Source organism: Sphingobium phenoxybenzoativorans, assembly GCF_018286635.1.
In the GTDB taxonomy this organism is placed as follows: Bacteria; Pseudomonadota; Alphaproteobacteria; order Sphingomonadales; family Sphingomonadaceae; genus Sphingobium; species Sphingobium phenoxybenzoativorans.
In genome coordinates, this window is record NZ_CP073910.1 from 2,608,760 (window position 1) to 2,621,214 (window position 12,455).

At 59.9% G+C, this 12,455-nt stretch carries 20 protein-coding genes; 19 read left to right on the forward strand and 1 reads right to left on the reverse strand.

Annotation, left to right across the window (positions count from 1 at the left end; translation table 11 throughout):
• Positions 1–117: 117 nt before the first annotated feature.
• Complete coding sequence (locus tag KFK14_RS12800) at positions 118–747, reverse strand: LexA family protein (protein WP_212607920.1); 630 nt, start codon at positions 745–747, stop codon at positions 118–120.
• 95 nt (positions 748–842) lie between these two features.
• Here KFK14_RS12800 and KFK14_RS12805 point away from each other — a divergent pair, with 95 nt between their 5' ends.
• The 19 genes from KFK14_RS12805 (at position 843) to KFK14_RS12900 (ending at position 12,454) form a co-directional block, all read left to right on the forward strand.
• Positions 843–1,097, forward strand: a complete 255-nt coding sequence (locus KFK14_RS12805) for a helix-turn-helix domain-containing protein (RefSeq protein ID WP_212607921.1) — start codon at positions 843–845, stop codon at positions 1,095–1,097.
• Positions 1,090–1,512, forward strand: coding sequence for a hypothetical protein (locus KFK14_RS12810; protein WP_212607922.1), 423 nt, complete (start codon positions 1,090–1,092; stop codon positions 1,510–1,512). Before KFK14_RS12805 ends, KFK14_RS12810 begins: the two co-directional genes overlap by 8 nt.
• Positions 1,513–1,539: 27 nt before the next feature.
• Positions 1,540–2,517, forward strand: a complete 978-nt coding sequence (locus KFK14_RS12815) for a DUF2303 family protein (RefSeq protein WP_212607923.1) — start codon at positions 1,540–1,542, stop codon at positions 2,515–2,517.
• Between the two features lie 179 nt (positions 2,518–2,696).
• On the forward strand, positions 2,697–3,107 hold the full coding sequence (locus tag KFK14_RS12820) for a DUF2829 domain-containing protein (RefSeq protein WP_212607924.1): 411 nt from the start codon (positions 2,697–2,699) through the stop codon (positions 3,105–3,107).
• 65 nt (positions 3,108–3,172) lie between these two features.
• Positions 3,173–3,682 (forward strand): hypothetical protein, encoded by a 510-nt coding sequence (locus KFK14_RS12825; protein WP_212607925.1) that lies wholly within the window; start codon positions 3,173–3,175, stop codon positions 3,680–3,682.
• Entirely contained in the window at positions 3,679–3,930 is a 252-nt protein-coding gene (locus KFK14_RS12830; RefSeq protein WP_212607926.1) for a hypothetical protein, read from the forward strand. The genes KFK14_RS12825 and KFK14_RS12830 overlap by 4 nt, the downstream gene beginning before the upstream one ends.
• Complete coding sequence (locus KFK14_RS12835; RefSeq protein WP_212607927.1) at positions 3,927–4,349, forward strand: VRR-NUC domain-containing protein; 423 nt, start codon at positions 3,927–3,929, stop codon at positions 4,347–4,349. Before KFK14_RS12830 ends, KFK14_RS12835 begins: the two co-directional genes overlap by 4 nt.
• Positions 4,346–5,377, forward strand: coding sequence for a DUF1376 domain-containing protein (locus tag KFK14_RS12840; protein WP_212607928.1), 1,032 nt, complete (start codon positions 4,346–4,348; stop codon positions 5,375–5,377). Before KFK14_RS12835 ends, KFK14_RS12840 begins: the two co-directional genes overlap by 4 nt.
• Positions 5,367–5,750 (forward strand): hypothetical protein, encoded by a 384-nt coding sequence (locus tag KFK14_RS12845; RefSeq protein WP_212607929.1) that lies wholly within the window; start codon positions 5,367–5,369, stop codon positions 5,748–5,750. Before KFK14_RS12840 ends, KFK14_RS12845 begins: the two co-directional genes overlap by 11 nt.
• 324 nt (positions 5,751–6,074) lie before the next feature.
• Positions 6,075–6,476 carry a hypothetical protein gene (locus KFK14_RS12850; protein WP_212607930.1) on the forward strand — a complete coding sequence of 134 codons (402 nt, stop codon included), beginning with the start codon at positions 6,075–6,077 and terminating at the stop codon, positions 6,474–6,476.
• Complete coding sequence (locus KFK14_RS12855; protein WP_212607931.1) at positions 6,473–6,967, forward strand: hypothetical protein; 495 nt, start codon at positions 6,473–6,475, stop codon at positions 6,965–6,967. The genes KFK14_RS12850 and KFK14_RS12855 overlap by 4 nt, the downstream gene beginning before the upstream one ends.
• Positions 6,964–7,428: a hypothetical protein gene (locus KFK14_RS12860; RefSeq protein ID WP_212607932.1), complete on the forward strand. Its 465-nt coding sequence runs from the start codon at positions 6,964–6,966 to the stop codon at positions 7,426–7,428. Before KFK14_RS12855 ends, KFK14_RS12860 begins: the two co-directional genes overlap by 4 nt.
• 229 nt (positions 7,429–7,657) lie before the next feature.
• Positions 7,658–7,858 (forward strand): hypothetical protein, encoded by a 201-nt coding sequence (locus KFK14_RS12865; RefSeq protein ID WP_212607933.1) that lies wholly within the window; start codon positions 7,658–7,660, stop codon positions 7,856–7,858.
• Positions 7,855–8,256: a hypothetical protein gene (locus KFK14_RS12870; RefSeq protein ID WP_212607934.1), complete on the forward strand. Its 402-nt coding sequence runs from the start codon at positions 7,855–7,857 to the stop codon at positions 8,254–8,256. The genes KFK14_RS12865 and KFK14_RS12870 overlap by 4 nt, the downstream gene beginning before the upstream one ends.
• Before the next feature lie 146 nt (positions 8,257–8,402).
• The gene (locus tag KFK14_RS12875) at positions 8,403–9,038 is read left to right on the forward strand and encodes a putative metallopeptidase (RefSeq protein WP_212607935.1); all 636 of its coding nucleotides are present in this window, start codon (positions 8,403–8,405) and stop codon (positions 9,036–9,038) included.
• Positions 9,014–9,706, forward strand: a complete 693-nt coding sequence (locus KFK14_RS12880; protein ID WP_212607936.1) for a hypothetical protein — start codon at positions 9,014–9,016, stop codon at positions 9,704–9,706. Before KFK14_RS12875 ends, KFK14_RS12880 begins: the two co-directional genes overlap by 25 nt.
• Positions 9,699–10,241 carry a DUF2280 domain-containing protein gene (locus KFK14_RS12885; RefSeq protein ID WP_212607937.1) on the forward strand — a complete coding sequence of 181 codons (543 nt, stop codon included), beginning with the start codon at positions 9,699–9,701 and terminating at the stop codon, positions 10,239–10,241. The genes KFK14_RS12880 and KFK14_RS12885 overlap by 8 nt, the downstream gene beginning before the upstream one ends.
• Positions 10,241–11,995, forward strand: a complete 1,755-nt coding sequence (locus tag KFK14_RS24040) for a terminase large subunit domain-containing protein (RefSeq protein WP_246524622.1) — start codon at positions 10,241–10,243, stop codon at positions 11,993–11,995. The genes KFK14_RS12885 and KFK14_RS24040 overlap by 1 nt, the downstream gene beginning before the upstream one ends.
• 105 nt (positions 11,996–12,100) lie before the next feature.
• On the forward strand, positions 12,101–12,454 hold the full coding sequence (locus KFK14_RS12900; RefSeq protein WP_212607940.1) for a hypothetical protein: 354 nt from the start codon (positions 12,101–12,103) through the stop codon (positions 12,452–12,454).
• Position 12,455 lies beyond the last annotated feature (1 nt).

Consider the following 12,455-nt stretch of genomic DNA (forward strand, 5'->3'; position numbering starts at 1 on the left):
TATTTGTACTTTTAGGACAATAAGCAGCCCTAGACAGCCAACCTCATGCCGCGAAACAGCAACCAAGCTCGTTGAATTAGAACGGTAATTTGTCCGCGCTGCGCCGCGAAAAAAAATTTACAGCATCTTGCCCGCGAAGGTGACGCGGCCGATCGTCGTGAAGGGCTCCCGCCCTATCAAGATCGGTTCATGCGCCTTGTTCGAGGAGCAGGGCATCAGCATCGGTGGCGACGCGCTGAACATCTTGAACGTCGTTTCGCCCACCGCATTGGCGACAGCGTAATATTTCCGGTTGATCAGATCGATCTGGTCGGGATCGACAATGATATAGCCGTGGTCACCGACAATGAGATCCATAGAATCCCCGTCCGGCAAGAGCGCAAAAGCTTTGGGCCCAGCAACATCCGGGGGAATAGGCACCCAACCACGCGGATCGCGAACCGCTTCCGACCAGTTTCCGGCCGCGATCTTGCCCAGAATTGGCGCATAACGCACGGTTTTCTCCGGTTCGGCGAATATCTCGGTCGGCGACACGTTCAGCGCCTTGGCGAACGCCAGGATATAGTCGAGAGAAAGCGCGCGCATCCGCGTCTCGATCTTGGCCACCATCGAAAAAGACACTTCTTCTTCGCGGCCCAGATGCTCAGCGACCTTAGACCCAAGCATCTCCATGCTCAAATCGCGCGCCTCACGAAGTTCGCGGATACGGTTCGGCGCGTACAGCCGATTGCTTTCTTTCCTCGTCATTTGTCCGAAATACACCAGCCGCCCCTAGCGGTCTTTTCCGTAACGGACAATTACCGATTGACTTGTTTTTGTACTATACGGATAAAAGCGGCGCTATGCAGCTTAGAGCCTATCGCAAACTCACCGGACTGACCCTCGACCAGGTGGCCGAGATAGTCGGGGTCGCCAATGCTTCTGTTGTGTCACGGCACGAAAGAGGTGTCCAACGTCCTGAAACCGAGACCGTCGAGAAGTATCGCGATCTCACCGATGGCGCCGTCACCGAACGCGACTGGCACGAGCTCAGTCTACAGGTCCGCGAGAAGTCCTCTGCTGCTGAACCGCAGACAAAGGAGGCTTCTAGTGCCTGATACCCATGACCCCGAAACCGGGGAGATTATCGAACAGGTCGCCGCTGACGGTGGCCAGCGTTACCCTGCCGCTCATTCCCTCGCTGACTTTATCCGCATGCAGGAGGATGGCCAGTTCGATGCTGATGTCGCGTTCGACCTCAACGAGCTTGCCGCCGATCTGGAAGAACTCGCCGAAGCATCCGGCCAGGGCAAGCTGAAAGCGACGCTCAACATCAAGATCGAAATCGCCCGCGATCCGGCCGGATTCTACGTGTTCGCCGCATCCCACACGATCAAGCGCCCGACCGAAAAGCGCAAGCAGTCGGTCGGCTGGGTCACCGAGGACAACAAATTCACGCCCAACAAGCCGCGCCAGGGGAACCTGTTCGGCACCGTGCGTGACGTGACGCCCCGGCGCGAAGTCCGGAACTAATCCCCAGCTACATAAGGAGTTGTTTATATGAGTGATGAACTAGCGCCGCCCGACGTCATCCGCATGCGCGCGGAAGGCATCGGCGAAACGATCGAGCAAGCGATCCTAGCTGCTGAGGCATATCAGAAGCCTACTATGGTCCTGATTGAGGAGCCGGGTACGGGTCTGCAGGTGCCCGCACTCATCAGCAAAACCGGCATCATCGCAGTCGGGCGAGAGGTTTTCGATAATTTCCGCGATGGCCCGACGCGGCGCGGCGGAACCGCCGCCATGACGCGCCTCGACAGCTTCATCGATCACGTCAACCGATTCAAGGACAACGATAGCGCCCTGTTCGCGCGCGATGACCGCAAGTCGCCTGGTCTGTTGGCCGTGCTCGACTATCATCAAAGCCGCGTCGATGGGGAGGGCGTGTTCTTACCCTCGGCTCTGCCGCGCTTCGGCAAGCATCGGACATCATTCGCCTTCCCGCTCTCCGACGAATGGAAGACGTGGACTGCCGCCTCCGGCACGGTGATGTCGATGGTCGAGTTCTCGCTTTTCCTCGAAAACAACGTCGTCGATATCGATTATATCGACGATCCCTCGACGCTGGATGAGCGCGTTCGGCACTTCATGGGAACCACTGGCCTAGACAAGATCGCCAGCCCATCGCGCCTGCTGGAATTGGCGAAGGGCCTGCAAATCAACGAGGATAGCGTCGTCAAGCAGGTCCAGAACCTGCAAACCGGCGAGGGTCAGATCAGGTTTGAAAGCAGTCACACCGATGGCGCCGGTGCTCCGGTGGACGTGCCCGGCCTGTTCGTCATCTGCATCCCGGTCTTTGCCCATGACGGCTTTTATCGGATCCCGGCGCGACTGCGATACCGGAAGAAAGCCGATGGCATCGTCTTCTGGTTCGATCTTTGGAACACGGACGCCGTATTCGACGATGCTTTCGTGAAGGCGTGCGAGCGCGCCAAGGTCGAGACCGCTCTGCCGCTGTTTATCGGCGCGCCGGAATAACGCCCTACCCCTCCGGGCCTTCAGGGGCAGACGCCGCGCCGGCCTGCCTGAAAACAAGGTCATGATGCTGCTGGCGGCGGTTTGAGGGTTGCCGCCGCCAGACGTCAAAGCGGACCCGGCGGGGGGCATACGAAGCCGTAAATCATGACCACCGGCGCCCCCAGAAGCAGGAGGCTCAGATGCAGCAATATATTGGAACGAAGATCATCCAAGCATCGCCGCAGGATCGCGACGAACAGCCCGGCTATGCCGTCCGCTATCCCGACGGATATGATTCATGGTCGCCGCGCGACGTGTTCGAGGCCGCCTATCAGCCCATGACGGGCATGTCGTTCGGGCATGCGATCGTCTTGCTCAAGGCCGGTCATCGCGTCGCGCGCACGGGCTGGAACGGCAAAGGCATGTTCATCTACCATGTCCCGGCCAACAGCTACCCCGCCCAGACCGGTGTAGCCAAAGCGTATTTCGGTGCTGAAGCGCTGGTGCCTTACACCGCATACATCGCAATCAAGAGTGTGAACGAAACCGTAACGCCCTGGGTGGCCAGCCAAACTGATATTTTGGCAGATGACTGGTGGGTCATCGATTGATCCGCTGATTTCACCGGACCCCGGCCGCGCGCCGGGGCGAGGATGAGATCAGCCGGAGATCAACCATGCCAGATACGAAAATCCCAGTCAGCGAGTACGATGCGCTGAAAGCCCTCATGGCCGACCCCGAATATGCCTGGGGATGGCACTGCAATCTCGCGATGCCGATCTTGGACGCGATCGGCTGCTCGCACCAGCAGGCGAATGAGGCCGCCGCGCATCTTATGCAGCACCTCTGGTCGGTCGATATCACCATGTTCGAACAATATGCCTACGGCAAGTCGGGTGCCCAGTTTTATGCCGAGGCGCGCATAGCCGCCGATAAACGCGAAGATGCTGAAATGCGCGAGGCGGAGAACTATGCGGCCATGCCATGGGAGCCGCGCGGCCGGACGACGTCCCTCATCCAGATCGCCGAGCCGGACCTGACCCGCGCCCGGTCACTGCTGCGCGATCATCTCCGCGTCCTAGAAAAGGCCGGACAGAATGATTGCCATGCCGCACTGTCCCCTGCCCTCGCTATCCTCGACGATGCCGCCGAGGCCGATGCGGAACTTCGTAAGGTCGCGCCATGAGCAACCGGGCCAATTTGGGCCGTCGTTGGCGAGAGACGCCGTCGCTCGGCCCTAATCACAATATCGAGCTCCATACTGGGCAGGCCGAATTCCTCGCGCGAAAACGGGCGTCCGCGCTCGGATCGGAGGGCTTGGTCGACGCGATCGAGGACCTGGTGACCCGCACGGCGGCGCGTCTGGCGATCCCGCCAGAGTGGCAACATCGGCCGCTGGCGTTCGCGCGGGCCTATCTGGGGATGGAAGCGTGACGACACCCGGATTCCTGGTCCGGCTGATGACGTACGTCCGGTTATCCCGGAACGTCCGGCTCGGCCCTGAAGATTTCATGGCCTGCGAGTTCGCCAACCGCCTCCGCGTCGCGACGTTGGAGGGACGTCTCCATGCCGTCTGGACGCACCCCGCCCAGGAACTGGCTCACGGCCATCGCAATGGCGTCGCCGGGGCAATTTCCAAAGCGCTCGGCCTCGTCACCGGGACGTCCGATTACCTGTTCCTATGGGATGGCGGATCGGCCGCGCTGGAAGCGAAAAGCCAGACCGGCACCCTGACGCAGGCCCAGAAGGACTGGCGGGAGTGGTGTGCGCACCGGGGCGTGCCGTTTCATGTTTTCCGCACGGCCGATGAGGGTGAGGCGATCTTGCGTGGGTTGGGGGTGCTGACTCCGTGACAGCCCCGCTCACCCCGCCAGACTGTGACCTGCGCGGCATGCCGTTCATGCCGATGGACACGATCCGCGTCCTCGATTCCGACATGTTCGCGCTGGCGACCGGCGAGGAATTCAAAGCCGCTTTCGCCCTGTGGTGCAAGTCATGGCACCAGGTTCCGGCAGGCAGTTTGCCCGACGATGATCGCATTCTCGCTTTCCTTTCCGGTGCGCGTGACACGTGGTGTGACATGTCACGTGACATAATCATGCGGGGGTGGATCAAGTGCTCGGACGGGCGTCTCTATCACCCTGTCGTATGCGAAAAAGCGCTGGAAGCCTTGCCCCAACGCCGCGAGTATCAGAGCAAGCGCGCCGCCGACAACGAGCGGAAAGAGCGTGAACGGCAGGACCGTCGCGCCATCTTCGCTGCCCTAAAAGCTATTGGAATTACACCAGAATATTCCACAAAGACCGCTGAATTACGCAGGCTTGCGCAGGAGAATAATGTCACAATAAGTCACAGTGACATGTCCGTGACAGGTCACACGCATGTCACGGCTAAGAGAGAGACAGTAAAGGGAGAGGGAGAGGGATATAATAATAGTTCCGATACTAACGTATCGGGCGCAGACGCGCCGATTGATCCCTCAATCATCCCCGACCCCGCAAAAGTGATGTTCGATGCCGGGCGAAGATTGTTCGCCGAGCACGGCATTCCGAAGTCACAAGCGGGCAGCCTCTTGGGTAAATGGCGCAAGCATCATGGCGACGAAGCCGTGATCGTGGCCCTTGGCAGAGCGCATCGCGCCGGTCCCAGCGACATCATCGAATTCATGGAAGGAATTTTCCGACATGCACAACGTGCGAACGGCCGAGGGTTCGGCTCAGACATGGGATCAACCGAATGGGCTTTCCGCGAACTCGCGGAGGAGCTTGGAATCCAAGATCGCGGACCTGGCGGCGAAGCTCGGTCCCCCGGATCAGACGATAGCCTTGGCGCAACTGGCCAAATGCCTCGTCTTGGCGGTCCCGGTAGGCATGAAACCTGAGGAGCGATTATCTTGGGCGCGTGCCGCATTCGACGAGGTGCGCGACGTCCCCGCGGTGATATTCGAGGACGCCTGCCGACATGCGCGTCGCACTGCTGACCATCCGGCGAAGATCGTGCCAGCCATCTATGGGTATAAGCCCCGGTTTGATGTCGTAAGCGCGTTGCGCAGGCAGATGGAGCAGGCGCAGGCCCTGTTGGCGAATATCGATGCGCTACGGATCGCCCAGGCAGGCCCGCTCGATGACGGCGAGATGATGGGGATCGACGAGTTGCGCGACCTCATGCCCTCCATGCGGATCACAGCGGTCGCGAAAGGATGGGCGCGCCAATCGGATTTGGATGCATTGAAGCAGGAGGAATTTCCATGCTGATACGTCGAGGAACCGAATTCCAGGACGCGCAGGAGCGTCCCGTACATCCCAGCGTCGAGGCGGCACGAAAACGACGTGCGGCATACGAGGCAGGCGCGGAAAGTCGCGCGGAACGGCGGATTAAGGCGATGCGGGCAAGTATCGCGATGATGGGACGGGATGGGGCGGCATGAGTGAGTTATCGTCGCGCATAGCACGGTTCCGCAAACGCTTTCCCTGCCTGCTCGGCTTCCATGAGTGGCGGCTGTCAAAGTTCATGGTCCTGGGCAGCTTGGAACGCCACGAGGTTTGCGATCGGTGTTGGAAGCAGCGGAGGGCGCGTCCATGACCCCCTTATCCACCCGCATAGAAGCCCTTACCGGTCCAAGCAGGGAAGTGGATGCGGAGATATGGGCAGCGCACCACGGCTATTCACTTGAATGGCAGGGCAAGTGCCTGGTGATTGACGGGCATGTCGTTGGGGCAATCGATCCGGGAGAGTTCCAGCGGAACTTTAGCTGCAACCGGCCTAGCGCGGGGCCGGGAGCGATCCCCGCCTACACCGCCTCGATAGATTGCGCTGCGACTCTCGTCCCGGAATGGTGGTCGTGGAACTTGGGTGAGAACGCTGATGGATGGGAGGCGGTCATCACGTCCGTTGGAGATGGCGGCTTTGCCCACGTCCCCAGCGCACCCACCCCCGCCCTTGCTCTTGCCAGTGCAGCAATGAAGGCGAGGGATCTATGAAGGACCGTTTGCAGGCGTTGCACGACGCCGACAAGGAATGTTCTGAGCATGTTACGGAATTGTTCGGCCGCTATGGCAGTAACCGTATCAGCGTGACTGCCGAAGAATGGGACGCCAGCACGGACGTGTTCGCCGCCCGCGATGCAGCGCGCGCCGCCCTGATGCCGACAGAGCAAGATGCAATCAATCTTATGCATGAGGCTTACACGCGGCTGAAGGACCTGGGCTGGCGAGAAGCGATCTACTGCCCGAAGGACGGCAGCACGTTCGACGCGGTGGAGCCGGGCAGTACCGGCATCCATGAGACGCATTACTCAGGCACATGGCCAGACGGTCACTGGTATTGCTTTGACGGCGGCGATGTATGGCCATCACGCCCTGTCCTGTATTGCCCGACTGAAGCGGAGAAGGCTGAAAATGAGGCGCGCAAGGAAAGATTCCGTGCGCTCGCTTCCACACCCCAAGACCCAACCCATAAAGGTGAGCCATGACCGATAAGCAGATGATCGAACTTCATTGCCGCAAATGCAAGCGCTCGGTCGATTTCCGCCGCACGGACTTCCCGGATGTGCCGTCCTGGGTGGCTCGTATCGAGCACGACAAATGCAACATCTGTGATGACGGCGATTTTTCGGCTGAGCACTGGATCGGCGCGGAAGGCAAACAGCCTGACCCCGATACGCTTACCAACGGACAGCAGAATGCGAGCGATTACACCGCCGGGGCAGATTTGGCGCGGAACATAGCATCCTATGTGTCTGATCAGACTGAACGGCGCAATTGCTATCTGGCTGCCCGCAACATCCTAAACGAAATCCTTGCCGAGCCGGACATTGAAGCCGCGATAGACGCATTCATGAATGAAATAGTCGTCGATGGCAACGGTGGTCTTGAGCATCTGGACGATGCGCTTTTCTCGGCAATTCGAGCGGGTGCGCGGAGGAAGCCATGACCGATAGGACAGTAAAGCAGATAGCTGCCTGCCTCGGCGCTGCGCACGCGGACATTCTAAACCGCCTCACGAATGGGCAACGGCTTTTACCTGCCAGTCGCGCACAGGACAGTTTGCGACGAACGTTACGCCAGCGTGGCCTTATCGCGCACTGCGGCAAGCCTAAGCGGTGGCAGATTAGCGCCCTCGGCATCGCAGTCAGACACCATCTTCAGAAGGAGCAGGGCGAATGAGCACCTATGCACTGAGACCAAATTATCGCTGCCCGACTTGCAACAGCCGTGACCCGCATCTGCATCCGGCTACCGCGTTTGAAGGCGAGGTGGAGGTTTGCGCCGACGAATATCATCTCATTCCGACTGCCTCAAACACAGAGGCGCATCGCAAACCAGTGCTGGAAAAGCGTGCTGCGAAAGGACTGACCCCATGACGACAGACACCAAACCGCTGACCGGATACGCCGGACTTCCAATGTCCGATGCTGATATGACAATGTTCTACGAGGCGTCAAAGCGTGATGACGCGCCACCACTCGTGGGTTCAGAAGTGCGCCAGCTTATCGGAGAACTCCGTTACCACCGCCTCGCAGCAGCATCGCGGGAGGATGACGAAGAAGATATCTACCAGATCGGAAAGCGCGAGGGGTTCGAGGAAGCCATTCAGATGGTCGATCAACGTACCGGTGGCGATGGGGAGTATTTCGCCAGCACGATCCCGGGGCGGGGCTGTCCTGATTGGCAAACGATGCTCGCTAGCATTCTTGATCGCTTTGAGGCCCGCGCAGCCCTAGCAGCATCACCCGTGGGGGAGGTGAGTGAGTATGGCTGACGCCGCAACTGTTCGCTGCCCTGTTCACGGTCGACTAGAAACCTACGAACGCGTGGAAACCCGCTGCGGCAGGCGCGCCCGCGTGATCTACCCGGTCGAGAAGGAGCGTTCATGGGAGCAGCCAGTCTGCACATGCGGTCGCGATAATGGCTAAAATCATCCCCTTCCCCGCCAGCACCCGCCCTTCACCGCCGCCGGACATGGGTCTCGACGCCTTCGCCCCGGATCAGGACGGCCTGGGCGAATGGGTCCGCGAGACCTTCCTCGACGAGGACGGCCCACTGTTCAACGAGCGGCATGCACATCTGCGCGAGGCGCCGATCGGGTGGCTGTGGACGACGGCTGTTGCCACGAACCACGATCGCCAGGTCGCCGGGCAGTGCAAGCTGGTCGGCCCGATGTCGTCGAAATGGTCGTCGGCGATGGCGCATTTCCAGCTTCGCCAGTGGTTCGGGTACGTGCCGGACATCCTCATCACGATCTCGGCGCTGCATGCGCGGCAGGCGGATGACTGGGCGTTCTGCGCGCTGATCGAGCACGAGCTCTATCATGTCGGGCAAGCGACGGACATGTACGACATGCCGCGGTTCAATCGCGACGGCTATCCTATCCTCGAAATGCGCGCACACGACGTCGAGGAGTTCACCGATGTCGTCGCCCGCTATGGCGCGCAAGCAACAGGTGTTGCGGACATGGTGCGAGTTGCGAATAATGGGCCGACGGTGGGCGAGGCGCGGATGCGGCTGGCCTGCGGGACTTGTATGACAGCGAGGCGGGCGTGATGGGATGGCTCAGTGATTATGCTGCGGCGAAGGCGATTGATGTCGACATGACGCCGGATCGATCAATCGAACAACGGGCCGTAGACGAGATCGCCGAACGGACTGAGGACATGTGCCGGCAAGCCATTAGGAACGGTCCGGACTGGCGCGTGTGGCGAAGTTCGATCGACCTGAAACAGAATCCCGAAACCCTGCAATGGAGACACTTCTATTCGCTTCGCATGTTGCCGCCCGGCGTATCAGTGCCTGGCTCTGGCACTGTCTACGGCCCGTGGCCGGCAGGGTTTCAGGACATGGACAACGAAGAACGCACCCGCCTGGTCATGACACTGCCGACGCCAGACCACGATACCGACGAGTTCGATACGGCGATGGATGATCTTTCGTCCGTCCGCTCACCAATGGGCGAACGATTGAACGGATGGCGTCGAACGGTTGGTGAAGATCGTCGCGGCTATTTCTGGGTTGTGACCCCTGATTTTCCCAAAGACCCGCAGATCGTGCAGGTCTGGGGTGGAATCGTGCGGCCGATCGGTGGAAGTGCATGGCCTCCGACAACGGTGGATCAGTGTGACGATTGGCTGTGGAACGGCCCGATCCCCACTCCCGCGCTGCCTGAGCACCCTGCTCCAGAGTTCTACGACCCATTGGATAATGACGATGGCTAAGCTCACCGACGACCAGAAAGCCTACATCGTGTGCGCCTTCGCGCGCTACGTGACGGCGGCCGACATCGTGCAGGGCGTGCGCGAGGAGTTCGGCGTCGAGGTCAACGCCAACCAACTGGCCAATTACAATCTCGACGGCTGGCGTGCGCGTCGGATCAGCGAGGGCCGCAAGGACAGTCTCAAGAAATGGCGGGCGCTGTTCAACGAGACCCGCGAGAAGTTCAAGGCCGAGACCCTGGCGATCCCGATCGCGAATGCATCGGTGCGATTGAAGATGCTCAACGACATGGCGACCAAGGCCCATGCCAAAGGCAATTTCCCTCTCGCCGCCTCATTGCTGGAGCAGGCGGCCAAGGAGGCAGGCGGCGTCTACACCAACATTCGCAAGCACGAGGGCAAGGTCGAGGAGACGCACACCCACGTCGTCAAGTCCGACGTCGAGAAGCGAGAGCAGATCGCCGATGAGGTCGGCAAGGCCATAGCGCGCGCGCTGCAGGCGAAGAAGGCGGCAGCAGGACAGCCGACGATCCAGTAATGACGACGCTCCTCGATCAGGCCATCGACAAGATCCTCGCCCGGCCTGAATTCGACGGGGCGACCTTCGACGCGCAGGCGTTTGTCGCCGGGCTCGACATGGACACGATCGATGTCCTGTTGAGCGACCTGTTGGCCGAGGAGGAGCGGCGCAAGTTCCAGAAATTCAAGCTGCTGTTCCCCGATGACGGGCCGTTCCGGCGGGAGCTCTATCCCAAGCACATGGAGTTTTTTAAGGCTGGGGCCGAGTATATCGAGCGGCTGTTCCGGGCCGCCAATCGCTGCGTCACTCCATGGACTTATATTGAAACGCCGGCCGGATCGGTCCTGAGCGCAGAATTGATGACCTCGACTGCGCCGCATGTTCTTTCGTGGGACGGTGAATCTCAATGTGTTCGGCCAATGCAAGGCGGAATGGTTCTGGGGCTAGAGCCAGCGTTTCGCTTTCTCCTGGGCAATGGTCGATTTTTTGACTGCAACCGTAGGCACCGGGTATTGACGAGCGAGGGGTGGCTTTCAGTCGACCGGTTAATGTCGCGCGCAGGTGGTCTGCGTTTGTGGCATAGACATGAAGATTATCAGGCCAGTTGTGACGCGGATGGTCATCTTGGTGGTCAACCACTTCGTCTGATGTCAGGTATCGACATAGCACCACCTCCATCACGAGCCGATGTTCGCCAACGCGCCCCGTTGATTTTTTCGCTTGAGGATGAAGCGGCGCGTAAATTTCAACATACCCATGCTTGTCGAGGACACGACCGCCTTTCCAGTCATGATGATCTTCGCCACTACGCGGACCTGTTCGCGCGCTTTTCAGGCCCAGCCTCCGGCACGTCCTGTCTACGGCTGAGCGGCTACAGCCTAGCAGCTTCGCAATATCTGGCTGAGTCATCCGGTCTTGCTCAACTAGGCGACGCAAAATGTCTGGATCGAGGATCGGACGACTTCCATGTTTACGCGCTGAAAGGCCACGTCGCTGCATGTATGCCTGAACCGTATGTTGAGAGAGTCCTAATCGGTCAGCGATCTCACGAGCATATAAACCCTCACGCGATAGGCGGATTATCACTTCGTGATGAGCGGCGCACGGCGATGTTTTTCCCATCGGAACATATAACTCTTGTTGGTGGAGAACGCATAATATCCGTCATCCCACTCGGTTACCAGCCCATAATAGACGCACACGTTCCCGGCACAAATTGTTACCTCATCGGCGGCTCTGTTCATCATAACACAGGCAAAACCGTGGCGGGCGGGTATGAGTGCACCGCCCACATGACCGGCCAATATCCTGACTGGTGGGAGGGCAAGCGGTTCCGCCATCCCATCGACGCATGGGCGGCCGGCGACACCAACGAGACGACCCGCGACGTCATCCAGAAGGAACTGTTCGGCCAGGTCACATGGAACAGCGAGGGACGCAAAACGATGGACGGCTCCGGCATCGTGCCGCGTGAGACCTTCGGTCGGATCACATGGAAGCAGGGCGTGCAGGACATGATCGACACGATCCAGATCCGCCACGTCTCAGGCGGCTGGTCCCGGCTGGGTCTCAAGTCCTTCGATCAGGGCCGTCGCGTCTTTCAGGGCACGGCAAAGCATCTGATCTGGCTCGATGAGGAATGCCCGAAAGACGTCTATGACGAGTGCCTGACCCGCACCGGTACGACCGCCGGCATCCTCCTCACGACCTTCACCCCGCTCAATGGCCGCACCGAGGTCGTCAAGTCCTTCGACATGCAGCGCGCAGCCTGATTCGCCTATAAGGACAATTCCCCGCCACCCATATGATGACACCCTTCCAATTTGCCGCATATTTGGACTATACGGACAAATCAGGTCGGTTCGGGGGCGGGCGCAATGGTGGTCAATCGCAACAGTTTCAAGCGCGAGTCCGACCAGCGGGTCACGGAACGCATTGAGGACTTAAGCGCGCCGGGGTCTGTCATGGAGTGGTTCCAGCGCGGCGATGTCACCGTGCATCTGGCCGGAACCGCGACCGCTTTTGACGGCGTGGTAGAGCGTGCAACGCGCGACCCCAACAAGCCGAACCCCAATTGGGCGCTGGCGCAGGTCGAGCACATCACCGGCAACCTCACGACCGGCGTTCCATTCATGGTTTTCCAGGAGCCGTCGAAGGCGTGGTGGCGCTTCAGACTGATCTCAATCACCGGCGGCAATATCACTGTGTCGCTGGCTGGCGAGCAGGCATAGT

Bases quoted from the DNA above. Each gene is read 5' to 3' on its own strand.
- KFK14_RS12800 (WP_212607920.1), bottom strand. From the start codon at position 747: ATGACGAGGAAAGAAAGCAATCGGCTGTACGCGCCGAACCGTATCCGC.
- KFK14_RS12805 (WP_212607921.1), top strand. From the start codon at position 843: ATGCAGCTTAGAGCCTATCGCAAACTCACCGGACTGACCCTCGACCAG.
- KFK14_RS12815 (WP_212607923.1), top strand. From the start codon at position 1,540: ATGAGTGATGAACTAGCGCCGCCCGACGTCATCCGCATGCGCGCGGAA.
- KFK14_RS12820 (WP_212607924.1), top strand. From the start codon at position 2,697: ATGCAGCAATATATTGGAACGAAGATCATCCAAGCATCGCCGCAGGAT.
- KFK14_RS12825 (WP_212607925.1), top strand. From the start codon at position 3,173: ATGCCAGATACGAAAATCCCAGTCAGCGAGTACGATGCGCTGAAAGCC.
- KFK14_RS12830 (WP_212607926.1), top strand. From the start codon at position 3,679: ATGAGCAACCGGGCCAATTTGGGCCGTCGTTGGCGAGAGACGCCGTCG.
- KFK14_RS12845 (WP_212607929.1), top strand. From the start codon at position 5,367: ATGAAACCTGAGGAGCGATTATCTTGGGCGCGTGCCGCATTCGACGAG.
- KFK14_RS12850 (WP_212607930.1), top strand. From the start codon at position 6,075: ATGACCCCCTTATCCACCCGCATAGAAGCCCTTACCGGTCCAAGCAGG.
- KFK14_RS12855 (WP_212607931.1), top strand. From the start codon at position 6,473: ATGAAGGACCGTTTGCAGGCGTTGCACGACGCCGACAAGGAATGTTCT.
- KFK14_RS12860 (WP_212607932.1), top strand. From the start codon at position 6,964: ATGACCGATAAGCAGATGATCGAACTTCATTGCCGCAAATGCAAGCGC.
- KFK14_RS12865 (WP_212607933.1), top strand. From the start codon at position 7,658: ATGAGCACCTATGCACTGAGACCAAATTATCGCTGCCCGACTTGCAAC.
- KFK14_RS12870 (WP_212607934.1), top strand. From the start codon at position 7,855: ATGACGACAGACACCAAACCGCTGACCGGATACGCCGGACTTCCAATG.
- KFK14_RS12875 (WP_212607935.1), top strand. From the start codon at position 8,403: ATGGCTAAAATCATCCCCTTCCCCGCCAGCACCCGCCCTTCACCGCCG.
- KFK14_RS12885 (WP_212607937.1), top strand. From the start codon at position 9,699: ATGGCTAAGCTCACCGACGACCAGAAAGCCTACATCGTGTGCGCCTTC.
- KFK14_RS24040 (WP_246524622.1), top strand. From the start codon at position 10,241: ATGACGACGCTCCTCGATCAGGCCATCGACAAGATCCTCGCCCGGCCT.
- KFK14_RS12900 (WP_212607940.1), top strand. From the start codon at position 12,101: ATGGTGGTCAATCGCAACAGTTTCAAGCGCGAGTCCGACCAGCGGGTC.